The organism is Novosphingobium guangzhouense, assembly GCF_002896965.1.
GTDB lineage: Bacteria > Pseudomonadota > Alphaproteobacteria > Sphingomonadales > Sphingomonadaceae > Novosphingobium > Novosphingobium guangzhouense.
In genome coordinates this window covers 82173-96918 of sequence record NZ_LYMM01000028.1, presented here as the reverse complement: position 1 = coordinate 96918, position 14746 = coordinate 82173, and the positions used below count along the sequence as shown (strand labels likewise).

12 protein-coding genes are annotated in these 14746 nt (G+C 62.4%); 4 read left to right on the top strand and 8 right to left on the bottom strand.

What is annotated here, in order from left to right; genetic code table 11:
• Positions 1-2: 2 nt before the first annotated feature.
• Both A8V01_RS09155 and A8V01_RS09150 read right to left on the bottom strand, forming a co-directional pair.
• Positions 3-1754, bottom strand: coding sequence for a PHA/PHB synthase family protein (locus A8V01_RS09155; protein ID WP_103095551.1), 1752 nt, complete (start codon positions 1752-1754; stop codon positions 3-5).
• A gap of 119 nt (positions 1755-1873) precedes the next feature.
• Entirely contained in the window at positions 1874-2548 is a 675-nt protein-coding gene (locus A8V01_RS09150; protein ID WP_017503672.1) for a TetR/AcrR family transcriptional regulator, read from the bottom strand.
• 531 nt (positions 2549-3079) lie between these two features.
• Here A8V01_RS09150 and A8V01_RS09145 point away from each other — a divergent pair.
• The 4 genes from A8V01_RS09145 to A8V01_RS09130 all read left to right on the top strand — a co-directional run bounded on the left by A8V01_RS09145 (position 3080) and on the right by A8V01_RS09130 (position 6947).
• A complete protein-coding gene (locus A8V01_RS09145; RefSeq protein WP_004207065.1) occupies positions 3080-3646 on the top strand; it encodes a TetR/AcrR family transcriptional regulator in 567 nt (188 codons plus the stop codon).
• Between the two features lie 49 nt (positions 3647-3695).
• Positions 3696-4664 (top strand): quinone oxidoreductase family protein, encoded by a 969-nt coding sequence (locus tag A8V01_RS09140; protein WP_004207066.1) that lies wholly within the window; start codon positions 3696-3698, stop codon positions 4662-4664.
• Positions 4661-5383, top strand: coding sequence for an SDR family oxidoreductase (locus A8V01_RS09135; RefSeq protein ID WP_232016162.1), 723 nt, complete (start codon positions 4661-4663; stop codon positions 5381-5383). Before A8V01_RS09140 ends, A8V01_RS09135 begins: the two co-directional genes overlap by 4 nt.
• Before the next feature lie 151 nt (positions 5384-5534).
• Positions 5535-6947 (top strand): diguanylate cyclase, encoded by a 1413-nt coding sequence (locus tag A8V01_RS09130; RefSeq protein WP_036526763.1) that lies wholly within the window; start codon positions 5535-5537, stop codon positions 6945-6947.
• A gap of 331 nt (positions 6948-7278) precedes the next feature.
• Here the strand turns inward: A8V01_RS09130 and A8V01_RS09125 are convergent, their stop codons facing one another.
• The 6 genes from A8V01_RS09125 to A8V01_RS09100 form a co-directional block, all read right to left on the bottom strand.
• Positions 7279-9285 (bottom strand): FUSC family protein, encoded by a 2007-nt coding sequence (locus tag A8V01_RS09125; protein WP_103095550.1) that lies wholly within the window; start codon positions 9283-9285, stop codon positions 7279-7281.
• Between the two features lie 201 nt (positions 9286-9486).
• Positions 9487-9552 carry a hypothetical protein gene (locus A8V01_RS29860; RefSeq protein ID WP_107917683.1) on the bottom strand — a complete coding sequence of 22 codons (66 nt, stop codon included), beginning with the start codon at positions 9550-9552 and terminating at the stop codon, positions 9487-9489.
• 377 nt (positions 9553-9929) lie between these two features.
• Positions 9930-10871: an L-lactate dehydrogenase gene (locus A8V01_RS09120; RefSeq protein ID WP_036526759.1), complete on the bottom strand. Its 942-nt coding sequence runs from the start codon at positions 10869-10871 to the stop codon at positions 9930-9932.
• Positions 10872-11105: 234 nt separating this feature from the next.
• The gene (lldD, locus tag A8V01_RS09110) at positions 11106-12239 is read right to left on the bottom strand and encodes an FMN-dependent L-lactate dehydrogenase LldD (protein WP_017503108.1); all 1134 of its coding nucleotides are present in this window, start codon (positions 12237-12239) and stop codon (positions 11106-11108) included.
• A complete protein-coding gene (locus tag A8V01_RS09105; protein ID WP_048939162.1) occupies positions 12236-13060 on the bottom strand; it encodes an FCD domain-containing protein in 825 nt (274 codons plus the stop codon). The genes lldD and A8V01_RS09105 overlap by 4 nt, the downstream gene beginning before the upstream one ends.
• A complete protein-coding gene (locus A8V01_RS09100; RefSeq protein ID WP_036526799.1) occupies positions 13057-14724 on the bottom strand; it encodes a lactate permease LctP family transporter in 1668 nt (555 codons plus the stop codon). Before A8V01_RS09100 ends, A8V01_RS09105 begins: the two co-directional genes overlap by 4 nt.
• Positions 14725-14746 lie beyond the last annotated feature (22 nt).

Sequence of the window (14746 nt, the reverse complement as noted above, 5' to 3'; positions counted from 1 at the left end):
GCTCAACGCTCCTTCACATAGTGGCCAGGTGCCGGATAGAGCGCGGGATATCCCTTGTCGGGCGATCCCATCGGGGGAGGCGGGACGGGCTCGCTCGAATGGTCGACCAGCCATTCGCCCCAGGCGGTCCACCAGCTTCCCTCATGCGGCTCGGCGCGCGTAAGCCATTCCTCCGCGTCGAGCACGAGGCCGTCTTCCACACGATCGAGCACGCTGTAGCGACGCCCCCTGTGGCCCGGCTCCGATACAATGCCGGCATTGTGGCCGCCGCTTGTCAGCACGAAGCGGATGGAGGCCGGGGAGAGCATGTGGATCTTGTGGACCGACTTCCACGGCGCGACATGGTCGCGTTCGGTTCCTACGATGAACATCGGTTTGCGCAGCGCCGACAGGGAAATAGCCCGGCCGTCGACCTTGTATTTGCCTTCGGCCAGATCATCATCGAGAAACAGACGGCGCAGATACTGGCTGTGCATGGCATAAGGCATGCGCGTGCCGTCGGCGTTCCACGCCATGAGATCGTTCATGGGCGCACGCTCGCCCATCAGATATTCGGTGAGGATCCGCGACCAGACGAGATCGTTCGAACGCAGAATCTCGAACGCACCGCCCATCTGGCTGCTGTCGAGATAGCCCCGGCTCCACATCATGTTCTCGAGCAGATTGAGCTGGGACTCATCGATGAAAAGGCCAAGTTCTCCGGGTTCGCTGAACTCGGTCTGGGCCGCGAGCAGGGTGACGCTCGCCAGCCTGTCGTCGCCATCGCGCGCCATTGCGGCTGCGGCGATGGACAGCAATGTGCCCCCGAGACAATAACCCAGCGCGTGGATATGCGCGTCGCCGCAGATCGCGTGGATGGCATCGATCGCTGCCATCGCGCCCAGCCGTCGATAGGCGTCCATGTCGAGGTTGCGGTCGGCGCTGCCCGGATTGTGCCAGGAGATGGCGAAGACCGTGTAACCCTGGCCCACCAGCCAGCGGACCAGCGAATTGTCCGGCGAAAGATCGAGAATATAATATTTCATGATCCAGGCGGGCACGATCAGCACCGGCTCCGGATGGACCATCCCGCTCGTCGGTTCATACTGGATCAGTTCGATCAGTTCGTTGCGATAGACGACCTTTCCTGGCGTCGCGGCAACAGTCTCGCCAACCGGGAACGCCTCAACTCCCGCCGGTGATTCCCCTCGTGCAAGGCGGCTCATGTCCTCGAAAAGATGCTCGATGCCGTCGATGAGGCAGCGCCCGCCTGTTTCGACGATCCGCTTCTGGAGCACGGGATTCGCCGCGATAATGTTCGTCGGCGCGACGATGTCGAGGATTTGGCGGGCCGCGAACGCAACCATGTCTTCATGATGACGGTCCACGCCCTTTATGCCCGTCGTGGCGGCGTGCCACCATTGCTGGGTCAGCAGAAATGCCTGCACGAGAAGATCATAGGGCTGTTCCCGCCAGGCAGGGTCGTCGAAGCGGCGGTCCTGGGGCAGCGGCTCGATTGCGGGAAGGGTGTCGGGATCGCCGGCGCGCCGGGCTGCATAATCAGCCAGTCGCATATATTTGCGACCCAGCTTGGTAGCCAGTTGCAACTGCCTGCCCGGAGAGATGGCGAGATGGAGCGCCCAGTCCGACCATGCCTGAACAAGCGTTGCGGGAGACAGGCCATGCGTTGCCTGAGCCACCATGGCAGCCGCTGCGTGATCGAGCGTCTCGGCGAGGCCGTCGAGGGGGTCGGTTTGGTGTTCATCGATCGACATGCTCAATCTCCTGCGGCGGCAGAGCGGCAATGCCTGCGAGCAGGCGAGTCCCTCTGCTGTGTTTCTTTGCGCAGGCGCTCGGCAGCCTGCAGAAAGGTTAAGTACCTCCCCTTTGAGGTTCACCGCGGCGGAGCGCATGGCTCGCCGTGGAGCAAAGTCTCGACGATGGTCTCTGCGATGAGAATTCGGGCGGCGTCCTCAGGGATCTCGGGAGCAAGCGATCGCAGGACAGTAGGAAAGCTGGCGGGTTGATTGGCAGCGGCGCTCAGCAACGCGAAAAAGAGCGCAGGGTGACTGGCCCTGATTATGCCCTGAGCGATTCCGGCCTCGTAAAGCGTCCGACAACTTTCATAGGCAGGATGGATCAGTTGTTCCGTAACCAATGTCGACCGCTCAGACCTATCCGCTGCGTGCCGAACGACAAAATCCCTCACATAGGGATGGTCCGAATAAAAATAGATTATGCGCGTAATCGCGTCGCAAAGTCGGTCATGAACCGAACGGCTATCGTCTGAGGCAATCTTGGAAATTTCCGCGATTATTCCGGTCGTGCTCTGTGTTATCGCTTCCAGGCAGGCTTTCCAGAGTTGAGCTTTGCTTCCGAAATGCACGCGGATGAGGTTTTGACTGACGCCAGCGGCCGATGCGATTCCTCTCAGATCTGCGCGCTCGAACCCGTCATGCGAAAATGCGCAGATGGCAGCCGCCAGCAATTCCTGTCTGCCACCAACCATATCCTTCTGCCTGCGGCCTCGGGGCGACGGGAGAGGATGAATGGCGACCTCTGTCGGCATGTAGACTCCATGATATGTTCAATTGAACATATATTATGGGTTGCACTTGCACAATGCCTGTTCGGCCGAAAAATCGAACGATCAGCAGAGGATGGGCGAAGCGCCTCTGAAAATACGGCAGTCCCGCTGGTGAGTGATCGCGACGCCTGGCGTCGATCAGACACCTTTAACACGCAGTGCTCGCTCCCATCACAACCGGGCCGCCGGGGCGACGAGTTCATAACCGAACTGCAGCGCCTCGCGGCTCCGCATTGAGCGCGATCTCAAGAATATGGAACAGAGTGGAGAGGCTGCGGAAGCTGAAGCCCGCACGCCCCGAGCTTCGCCTCGCTCGAAGAGGTAACGCAGCGGCCGAGGTCATCGGGCTATCCGTTCATCCTCGCGGCGACCGGGCGAACCCAAGCCCAGCGAAACTAGCCGACTCTCGTCCGTCTCGGGAGGCGCCACGGTCGCTGCTTCCCGCTGAGGGTGTCGCACGGAAACCGAGTATCCATACTTGAACGATCGTTCCCGAATCGCTATACATGACCTATGGCAAGACCTCGGGAATTCGACACGGATGCTGCCCTGGACGGTGCGATCACCGTGTTCAGCGAGCATGGATATGAGGGCAGTTCGGCGCAGATGCTCGTGGACGCCATGGGCATTGGGCGGCAGAGCCTCTACGCGGCCTTCGGCGACAAGTGGCAGCTCTATTGCGCGGCGGTGCGGCGCTACGGCATGGGCGAATGCGCGGCGCATTTCGAGGCGCTTCGCAGCGGCGCGCGCGCCATTGACGGGATCGGGGCCATGCTGCGGCGCGTCGTGGAGACAGCAGCCACGCCCTGTCTCGGCGTCGGCTCGACCTGCGAGTTCGGCGCATCGCGGCCGGACCTTGTCGATATCCATGCAGCACTGGGCAGGACGTTGCACATGGCCATCGCCTCGCGCATGCGCGACGCGCAGCGTGAGGGCGATGTTGCAGCCAGCCTCGATCCCGAGGCTCTCGCGCAATTCCTGATCGCCAATATCGCCGGGATCCGCGTCGCCGGGCGTGGCGGCGCCGACCGATCAACCCTGGCTGCCCTGCAGGAGATGGTCATGCGCGCGCTGCGCTGACCCCTTTTTTGAACAATTATTGAACGATCATTCAAGATAGGAGAAAGACATGCGAGCAGTGGTGATGACCGCGACCGGTGGCCGCGAGGTGCTGGAGCAGATCGAGCGACCGGAGCCTGTCGCCGGGCCGGGCGAGGCGCTGGTCGAGATCGCGGTTGCCGGGGTCAACTTCATGGATATCGGCGTGCGTCAGGGGATTGCCTGGACTGACATGCCCAATCCCAAGATCCTGGGCGTCGAAGGCGTCGGTCGAGTTCTGGCAGTCGGCGAAGGCGTCGAGGCTGTTCAGCCCGGCCAGCGTGTCGCCTGGGTCTATGCGCCCGGCAGTTATGCTGAGCGGGTCGCGATCCCGGCAACGTCGCTGGTGCCGGTTCCCGATGCGGTCGACGATCGAACGGCGGCCTCGATCATGATGCAGGGGCTGACCGCCAGCCATTTCGCGACCGACTTCTATCCGGTCCTGCCCGGTGATATCGCCTTCGTTCACGCTGCGGCAGGAGGTCTTGGCCTGCTCCTGACCCAGATCATCAAGTTGCGCGGCGGCCAGGTGATCGGTCGGGTCTCATCTGAAGAAAAGGTCGCCACCGCCCGGGAGGCGGGCGCCGACCACGTCATTGTCGATACGGAAGGGCGATTTGCCGAAGAGGCCCTGCGCCTGACCGATGGAGAGGGCGTCCATGTCGTCTATGATGGATCGGGACCGACAACGTTTCAGGGTTCACTCGACGTCCTGCGCCGGTCGGGCACCTTCTGCTGGTATGGCCCGGTGCTGGGTGGGCCAGGGCCACTCGATATCATGAGCCTGCCCAGGAGCATCAAGATCGGCTACGCCGTCTTCTTCGACCATATCCATACCCCGGAACTGCTTCGCAAGCATGCCGCGCAGCTCTTCCAGTGGGTCGCGGACGGCAGGCTCAAGGTCCGGATCGGCGGCGAATATGCCCTTGCGGATGCGGCGAAGGCCCACGCGGATATGGAGAGCCGCAGGACCACCGGAAAGTTGGTGCTGATCCCGTGAGCGCTCGGGTCGCCATGGTGTTCGGGGGATCGCGTGGCATTGGCGCCGCCATCGCAAACCGGCTCGCCGGAGATGGTTTCGATCTGGCGCTGACCTATGTCTCGCAACCTGATCGCGCCGCTGAGGTTGTCCAAGCGATCAACGGCCTGGGACGCAGCGCCATCGCGATTCAGGCTGATAGCGCCGATGCCGATGCTATCACCGCATCAGTGGCGCATGCGGTCGATCGGTTGGGCATGCTCGACGTCGTGGTTGTCAATGCCGGCGTCCTTCGCCGCGCGACAATCGAGGCGTTCACGCTCGAGGATCTCGACCTGATGCTCGACGTCAACGTGCGCGGCGTCTTCCTCGCCATCCAGGCTTCGACCGCGCGGATGCGCGATGGCGGGCGCGTGATCACGATCGGCAGCAACACCGCTATTCGAACTGGCTCGCAGGGCAGCAGCGTCTACGCCATGACCAAGGCCGCCGTCGCGACCATGGTCAAGGGCGTCGCTCTCGACCTCGCGCCCCGGCGTATCACGGTCAACAACATCCAGCCGGGACCGATCGAAACCGATCTGACGGCTGCGATGGTTCCGCGCCTGCGCGACCTCATTCCACTTGGGCGGGTCGGCAAAGCGGAGGAGGTCGCGTCGCTCGTTTCCTATCTGATTAGCCCGGCGGCTGGTTACATGACGGGTGCCAGTCTGACGATCGATGGCGGGTATGTGCTCTAGCGATCGCCACGAAATACTGCAGTTCGGTCGATGACGACGAGAATTGCCGGGCGCCCTTCTCATGATTGACGTTCTGCGCATTCTCTCAATTCTATTGGACGTCGACTGGGTAAGGCATCGCCCTTAAAGGGGCGCGGAAGGGATCACATTGATGTTTACGGACGAAGAGCGGATCAAAGGGTCGGCGAAGCTGCCCGCCCATAGCCGGCACTCCCATGCGCCGCTCAAACTTCTCGCGGAGATGGCTGCCGAACATGGCCGTGAACTCGTCGCTTTGTTCTACGATACGCTGCTTCGTGACCAGGAGGCTGCCCAGTTCCTGAACCACGCTGTGGTGCAGGAGAGGCTCAGCTCTTCCCTCATTGAGTGGCTCACGCAGTTGTTTTCCGGACAGGACATTCGCGACTCCCCCGAAAAGCAGGCCCGCCAGAAGATCATTGGCGAAGTCCACGCTCGCATCAAGATTCCGGTCCATCTCGTAATGACAGGCGCGCTGGTGATCAAGACACGGCTCGCTGAATTGCTGCAGGGTCAGGCAGTCGATCCGTTGGTAGGCATTCGCGCGCTTCAACTTGCTGATGCGCGAATGGACACGGCCGTCATGCTCATCAGCCAGTCCTATGTAAAGGACACCACGGCAAGAGCGAGACTAGATGAAGCCTATCGGCTCTTCTCTCTGGATCAGGACGCTGCAGTCGACAAAGAGACGCAACGCGCCAGCCTGATGGAGTGGAGCCAGAACACACTGTTCGCGCTTCTGCAAGCTGGCCCTGGTGGCGGGTTGCTCCGCTTGGGCGATTCCGCCTTCGGACTTTGGCTTCGGCATCGGGCACAGTTCATGTTTGAGCAATCGGCGCAGTTCAGCACTGTGGTCCGACTTGTCGAGCGCATCGATGAGATGCTCCTGCCAGAGCTGGATGCTCCCCGTAAGCGTCAGGATGGCTCATCCGCCTTGGCGGATTTGCGCGCCGCAGTTGACGAAATTTCCTTCCTGGTCGCTGATCTCTTCCAGACATTAAGCACCATGGAAGGAGGACGCGATCCGCTGACCCGTGCCCTTAACCGCCGTTTCCTGCCTGCCATACTTGGCCGCGAGGTCACATTCGCGAAGGAGAACGGGACAGCGCTCAGCGTCATGCTGGTCGATATCGACCACTTCAAGGCGATCAATGATCGGCACGGCCATCAGGTCGGTGATGAAGTCCTCCGGCAGGTGGCACAAGTGATCGTCGGGAATGTCCGGGCGACGGACTTCGTTTTCCGGTACGGGGGCGAGGAGTTCCTGATCGTCCTAGTCGAGACAGGCATCGAGGCTGCGGCCAACATAGCGGAGCGCATTCGGGCAGATATGGAGGGCCATATTTTCGAAACGGGAAGCTCGGGCGGCCTCAGTGTCACCGCGTCGATCGGCATTGCCCTGCATTCCGGCCATCCCGATCAGAAATTCCTGATCAAGGCCGCGGATGAGGCACTCTATCGGGCCAAGGCCGCAGGTCGCAACACGGTGGAACTCGCCCCGATTTATGGAGAAGGCGGGAAGGGGATTTGGCCGCTTGCCACATGACGTTCTTTACACCCAGATGTTTACGGGCATCAGGCTCCAAGTTTCCTGGATTTATCGGTGGCGGTATCGCTCGAGACCGCCACTTGCGTGGCTTGCATAACCAATCTCCCATGCTGCCCGAACATGGGAGGCACGGTAGGGATTGGCGTGACGCGGCAAGCCGGCCTGTGCGGCCTTCAGACCCCATCGATATGCATGGTCGAATTGCACTGATGGGCTCCTTCCCGATGAACCGATTGCCCGGCGACGGCGGCGGAGCATAATCGCGCCGACTGCCAGAACGAACAGGCCAAGCGCTCCTTTGCATTCCAGTTCCGTGTTTTCGCTGAAATCAGGAGACGACATTGCGACGCAAGCTCGTCAATGCGAGTGTGGCGAGCCTCTTTTCGCCTACGCCATTGCCGGAAAACTTGCTCATGGCCAAATCTATGGTGCGGACAAGCGCGTCGTCAGTGCGATCTGCCGCTGTCGATTTGCGCGCGTAGTGCTGCCTTACTCGCCCCAAAACAAGCGAAAGGAGACGGGCATCTTTAGGGCTCGCGATACGCCGTAGTCTTTGCAGTTCGTCGAGAGAAATTCCGGCGCGTGTGTCGCGCAAAATCTCAAGCAAAGGAGTTGACGTATCGCCGCCGATCTCTATTAGCCTGGGTGTCAGCAGGCCGATACGATCCAGCATCGTGTTGATCCATTTGGCGGTGTCGGGCATGTGGCGCAAACCTGCTCGCCCGGCAAGATCGCGCCAACCGGCGCGCATCAAACGCAAGCTTGCCTTTTCAGCTCCAATCGTGCGGACGGCCTCCAGAACCAGCACCGCTAGCAGCGCACCGACCACTTGCGCGATTGCGGCGTTGGCGAAAAATGTAAAGCTTGACGAGTAAACAGCATCCAAGCCCATCAAGCCGGGCAGGGCCAGGATCATGCCGATTGCGATGGCTGCTGTGCGGCGATTGACCATCATGGTGCCTATCGTCAGAAAAGCCGGAGCCATGACGGCAATCAGGACGGCAAAATCGGTCACGCGTGGCAGGATCGCGAAGGCATAAACAGCGGCGACGACCACCGCGGCGCATGTACCTTGCCAGACCTTCCAGGCCGTTGGTGCCGGGTCATCCATATTGCTGAAAAGAGCGCAAATGATGCTGGCAATGACGACAGCGCCGGCGCCAGCAGGCCAAGCCGCAATGATCCAGAAGGCGCAGCCGATCAGAACCGTCATAGTTGTGGTCAAAGCCCCGCGAAAGGCCAGCCCGTGATCACGGTGCAGCATGCGCTTGCCCGCATTTTGAACCGCTGCCTGGGTCCGCTTTGACACAATGATGCCTTTCTGCGCCATGGCATCGCGTAACTCGCGGCAAACCGCATGAACGGCGATCAATTCGGCCAATCGGTCGAGCAGGCTGAGTTCGAGAGCCGCCTTCCAAGGGACAAATTTCGCACAATCGGGCTCACACGCCCGTGCACGTCGACGCAGAATGTCAACCTCCGACATGGTGCAGCCCTGTTCCGCTCCGGCCAGCCAAAGAACCGCATCCTCCAGCAGCTCTTTCACTGGACTGGGAAGGCCGCCATTGACCTGAAGCTGCTGAACACGGTCCTCCACCGCGCTCGCCAGCGGCAAAAGCAGGCATAATTGTGTTTCCAGGGCGCGTAGCATGCCGGCCTTGAGGCGATGCCTGCTGCTTTCGAAAGGAAGATGGGCGGAAAGTTGGTGCAGTTCGTGAATATCGGTTGCGAGCTGGCGCCGATCCCGGGCGACGAGAACATCGCTTTGCTGATGCGTCAATGAATCGCGCGTCCACCGCTCGGCATCGGCTAGGATCACGTCAATCCGCGCCATCATCCGGGCTGATACCGTCCTTGGGAAGACGAGGCTATGGACCAGCGTCGCCGAGATAATCCCGATAGCAATCTCCTGGGTCCTCAGGCTCGCTACGGTGAAGATCGTCGCAGGAACGTCTACTGTCGGAAGGGCGATAATGCCGGCAGTGTACCCGGCCAGCAGGAAAGTATAGGCGCGCGGCGTTCGGTCGAGAAGAGCAACATAGGTGCATAGTCCCAACCAGGCGGCGAGCGCGAGACAGAGAAGTTCAGGGACATTGCCCAAGGTCGGCACTAAAACGATGGCCACAAGTGCTCCCACGACCGTACCGAACAGCCGGAAAATCGCTTTGGAGGAAACAGCGCCGGCCAAGGGCTGAGCGACGATATAGCTTGTTATGATGGCCCAGTAAGGACGCTCCAGTCCTATACGCAGGGCAATGTAGTACGCCATGATCGCAGAAAGGAACGCCTTGAGCGTGAACAGCGCATCATTACCGCCCAATTTAGTGAACGTCATGACCGAAACTGACTTAAGCGTTCTCACGCGAACAAACGGGTATCACCGCCCCCATGCAGCAAAGACCCAATTCTAACCGTTTTGATGTGCTCCGGTGGGAATAGCGCCGCTAGCGCCAACCGGGGACAGTAAGCGACAGCGGATTGGGCTCGCCAGTTCAGGCCGATCCGCGTGATTGCCGTATGCCTGGTCCCAATAGAGCTACTCGCGTCCATCCGCGCGCAGCACGTCGAGCTGGCGAGCGAGGTCCTGGTCGGCGGTGGACATGCGCGCATATCCGATCCGTCATGTGCCGGGCCCGACCGGACAGTAGCAGCTATGTTCAACATTCATGATTGGGCAGGAATTGTCCGATCGCGCCTTCCAGCGCAGGGTGTCGACAGTCGAATGGTGCAAAGGGCCGACTTTTGGATTGCTGCTGGCGGCGTTTATCGGAAAGCATTTTATGACCCATGCTGTTACCGAGGGAGTCTCCGGTCGCGCGTGTCCAGAACTGAAAGCGCAAGTAGCCGCCGCTGATTTACGCGACTAGCCATCTCGATACGATGGTACTCGGACTGCCATTCGGCCGGTGGGCTGCTGCTCTTGGACGAGAGGCTACGCCCAAGGAAGGAAGCTACGACCTTTGCTATTGCGGGAGCATCTCAAGCGATCGAGTCAAGGGTGCTGCGCAACACCTCTGCGGACGCGAGCAGCGCCAAGCGCTCATCAGGCCGGAGATCGGGTTCCAGCACGCGCAGCACACCTTGTGCGCCGATAAGGCATGGTAGGCTCAGGTAGAGGTCGTTCAGACCGAACGCTCCGGTTAGTCGTGCGGAGATGGGCAGCACCACACGTTCATCGCGGTGGACCGCCTCGCAGATGCGCACGATCGCAGTAGCTACGCCATAGGAGGTAAAGCCCTTGCCATGGTTGATTGTGTAACCGGCACGCATCACGTCGCGCGCTATTGCGGCTCGGTCGATCATACGCCCATCAAGAAAAGCATCGAGCGCTACCCCACCGATGCGCACGGTAGAAAAGGCGGCGACCTCGCTATCGCCATGCTCCCCTAAGACCAATGCTTCAACAGTAGCGGGAGCGATGCCGAGCTCTTCCGCGATTCGCTGCCGGAATCTATTGCTGTCAAGGAGGGTGCCGGTGCCGATCACACGTTCGGGTGGGAGACCGGACGCCTGCTGCGCTACTTGTGCCATCGCATCCGCCGGGTTGGAGGCGACGACGATCACTCCGTCGAACCCGACCGCTTTCACCTCATCGATGCAGGCACGCACAATCTCGGCGCTTTTGCCCGCGATGGACGTACGGGTTTCGTCGCCATGAGTCGCGGCTCCCGCTGTCAAGACCAGAATATCCGCCTTCGCTACATCGGCATATTCGCCTGCCCAAATGCGGGTCGGTCGTGCAATGGCATTGGCATCGCCAATGTCGGCTGCCTCTGCCATCGCTCGCTCTTTACTCGCGTCGATCAGCACGATCTCGGTGAACAAGCCACGCAGCATCAACGCGTACGCGGCGGTAGCGCCGACGTTTCCGCTACCGATAATCGCGACGCGGGATGACGTCGGACGAGAAGATTTGGACAAGATCGATCCCTTCGGTTCAAGCGATGTCTATGTGGCCGACGCTATTTTACGCCGCACCGCCAATACTACCAATCCACCGCAGTCGGTCGGCTCGCCCGCCGCGGCAATCGGACCGTTGCCAAGGCGCAATGCCGTCGCGGCGCCGCTGCGTTTCAAGGGGATCGATGAGAACGTACGCGCTACCGACGATCGTTTCGAGTGCCGCGACCAGCGCCGGGCTCTTGCCGTTTCCGCTCATGCGACCAGCGCCCCACGGTCGAGTTCGCCGACCGATCGCGCACCGGTCAGCGCCATGGCCACGCGCATCTCGCTGGCGAACAGGGCCAGGAGGTTGGCGACCCCTGCTTCCCCCGCCGCAGCCAGGGCATAAATGAAGGCCCGGCCGAGTAGCACCGCATCGGCGCCCAGTGCCAGCATCCGCACTACGTCCAAACCTGACCTGATGCCCGAATCGGCAAGCACCTTGATCTGGCCCCCCACGGCCTCGGCGATCTCGGGCAGCGCGCGGGTACTGGACAGCACGCCGTCCAACTGGCGTCCACCATGGTTGGACACGACGATCCCGTCCGCGCCGAACCGCACCGCGTCGCGCGCATCGTCGGGATCGAGGATGCCCTTGATGACCATCGACCCCTTCCAGAAATCACGGATCCATTGCAGGTCTTGCCACGCGATCGATGGATCGAAATTGTTTCCGAGCCAACCAATATAATCCTCCAGCTTGGTCGGCATCCCGCGATAAGTGGAGATGTTGCCCAGGTCGTGCGGCCGGCCGCGCAGCCCGACGTCCCACGCCCAATGGGGATGCGTGATCGCCTGTGCGACGCGGCGCAGGGGCGCGCCGGGTCCCGACATGCCTGAATGACGATCGCGATAGCGCGAGCCCGGCACCGGCATGTCGACGGTGAACACGAGCGTCGTCACCCCTGCGGCCTGCGCCCGTTCCAGCGCGTCGCGCATGAAGCCGCGATCTTTCAGCACGTAGAGCTGGAACCAGATGGGCGCGGAGGAGGCGCGCTGCACTTCGTCGATGGCGCAGACGGAGACGGTAGACAGAGTGAAGGGTACTCCCGCAGCGGCGGCCGCGCGCGCGGCCTGCACCTCGCCTCGCCGCGCGTACATGCCCGTCAGCCCTACCGGCGCCAGTGCGACAGGCATAGCGAGCCGGCTACCGAACAGTTCGGTTTCGAGGCTAAGGTCGGCCACGTCGCGCAGCACGCGCTGGCGCAGCGCAACATCGGCAAGGTCGGTGACGTTGCGCCGCAGCGTATGCTCCGCATTGGCGCCCCCGTCGATGTAATGGAACAGGAAGGGCGGCAGGCGGCGCCGCGCCGCCTCGCGATAGTCGGTGGGGGCGGAAATGATCACGATCTGCTCTTTTGCCTGTCTTGGGGAATAGAAGGGGCGTGGAGCGCGGCCGCGCGCACCTGGCGTGCACGTTCCTCGTCGATCCCACGGATGGTTGTCTCCACGAACTGGATATGCGCGTCGGAAGCATCGCGCGCCGCCTCCGCGTCGCCAGCGAGGATCGTCTCCATCAGCCGGCGATGCTGGTCTGATAGCTGCTCAAAGGTGCGAGGCACGGTGTAGAGCTTTTCCAGGCTATCCGAGATGCTCGATCGCAGCAGCCCAAACATGCTCGACATTACCGAATGGAGCACCGCATTGTGCGATGCGCGCGCTATGGCGAGGTGAAAGGCGGCGTCCGCCTGGGCCTCGTCGCCCGCATCGCCCGATCCATGGCTATCTATCATCGCGTCGAAGCAGCGGCGGATATGGTCGCGATCCGCAGGCAGCGCGCGCCGCGCGGCGTGAAAGGCGGCCTGCCGCTCCAGGCCCTGCCGCACCTCCAGCACATCGCGGCCATAGCCGGGATCGGCCGCGATCCGCGCGCCCAGCGGTGCGGCGATAGTGCCTTCCGCCCATCGCGCCGCCAGCGGAGCGGCGATGGTGGTGCCGCGCGGCCCGACCGATAGAAGACCCGCCGCGCTCAGCCGCCCGATCGCCTCGCGCAGGCTGCCGCGCGACGTGCCGATCATCGCCACCATGGCGCGTTCCGAGGGCAGGCGCGCGCCAGGGGTCAGGCCACGCTCCGCGATGATTGCCTCGATCGCCGCCACGGCGCGGTCGACTACGCGATTGGAGGAAGCGGGACCGGGGGCCGAGGAGGCAGGGGGCACCGTCGTCATGGGATCATCCAGGGCAGCATATAGGCCTGCACGGTGGTCAGGACGCCGATCAGCGCGGCGAACAACAGGCTGTGCTTTACTGTGAAGCGGAACAATGCCGATTCGCGTCCCACCAGCCCCACCGCGCCGCAGGCGATCGCAATCGACTGGGGCGAGATCATCTTGCCCGTGCCCCCGCCAGTGGTGTTGACTGAGACCAGCAGCACGTCGCTGACCCCGATCTGGCGCGCCGTGGTCGCCTGCAACGCGCCGAACAGCGCGTTGGCCGAGGTGTCCGAGCCGGTCAGGAAAACGCCAAGCCAGCCAAGGAACGGCGAAAAGAAGGTAAAGGCGCGGCCCGTCTGCGCCAGCGGCAGCGCCAGCGTCGCGGACAGCCCGGAATAGTTGGCGACAAAGGCGAAGGCCAGCACGGTGCCGATCGAGTAGATCGGGACCAGCAGGCCCCTGACGGTCGCGGCGAAGGTGACGAGAGCCCGGCGCGGGCGCAGGCCGAGCACCAGCAATGTGACAAGCGCGGCGATGAAGATCGCAGTGCCCGTCCCGGAGAACCAATCGAACTTGTAATCGGCCGGAAACGGCGTTGCCTGCGCGGCGATCGGCGGTCCTTTCAGCACCCGCCCGTCGAGCAGCGGGACGCTGACATGCGCCACCATCGAGGACAACGGGCCATCGGGCGCGAAGAGCCGCTTGAACGGTGCGACGCTCCACAGGGTCACAAAGGCGGTGAGGATCAGAAAGGGAGACCAGGCGCGCACCACCTGACCGCGCGTCACAGGCGCGGCGTCTTGGGCGGGCAGCGCCATTCCCGCTTCGCCGGCGTCCTCAAAGCGGAAGACGCGGGCGGGTTTCCAGAACCGCAGGAATAGCGGCAGACAGATCAGGGTCGCCAGGCCGGCGAGAATGTCGGGCAGTTCCGGTCCGACATGGTTGGCGGTCAGGGACTGGACGGTCGCGAACGATCCGCCTGCCACCAGCACGGCCGGCCATGTCTCCCGCACACCGCGCATGCCGTCCATGACGAAAACCAGCCAGAACGGGATCAGTAGCGCCAGCAGGGGCAGCTGACGGCCCGCCATCTGTCCGATCGCGAACGGCCCGATCCCCGTCACCTCGCCGGCGACGATGATCGGGATGCCCATCGCGCCATAGGCGACCGGCGCGGCATTGGCGATCAGGCACAGGCCCGCGGCGTGAAGCGGCTTGAACCCCAGGCCGACAAGCAGCGCTGCGGTGATCGCGATCGGGGCGCCGAATCCCGCCGCCCCTTCCAGGAAAGCGCCGAAGGCGAAGCCGACCAGCAGCAGCTGCAACCGCTGATCCTGGGTGATGGCCAGGATCGACCGCCGGATGATCGCGAACTGGCCCGTTTCCACGGACACCTTATAAAGAAAGACCGCGCCGACGATGATCCAGGCGATGGGCCACAGGCCATAGCAGAAGCCGTAGATCGCGGCCGCGAGCGCCATGCCGGCCGGCATCCCGAAAACCGTGACCGCCACTGCCATAGCCAGCAACAGGGTGATCGTGCCTGCGACGTGCCCCTTCAGCTTCAGCACGGTCAGCGCGGCGAAAAAGAAAAGGATCGGTATCGCCGCGACCAAGCCGGACAGCCAGAGGTTGCCCAAGGGATCATAAGTCTGGCTCCAAGTTGTGGCTGTCTGCACCAATGGTCCTACCAAGCTCCCG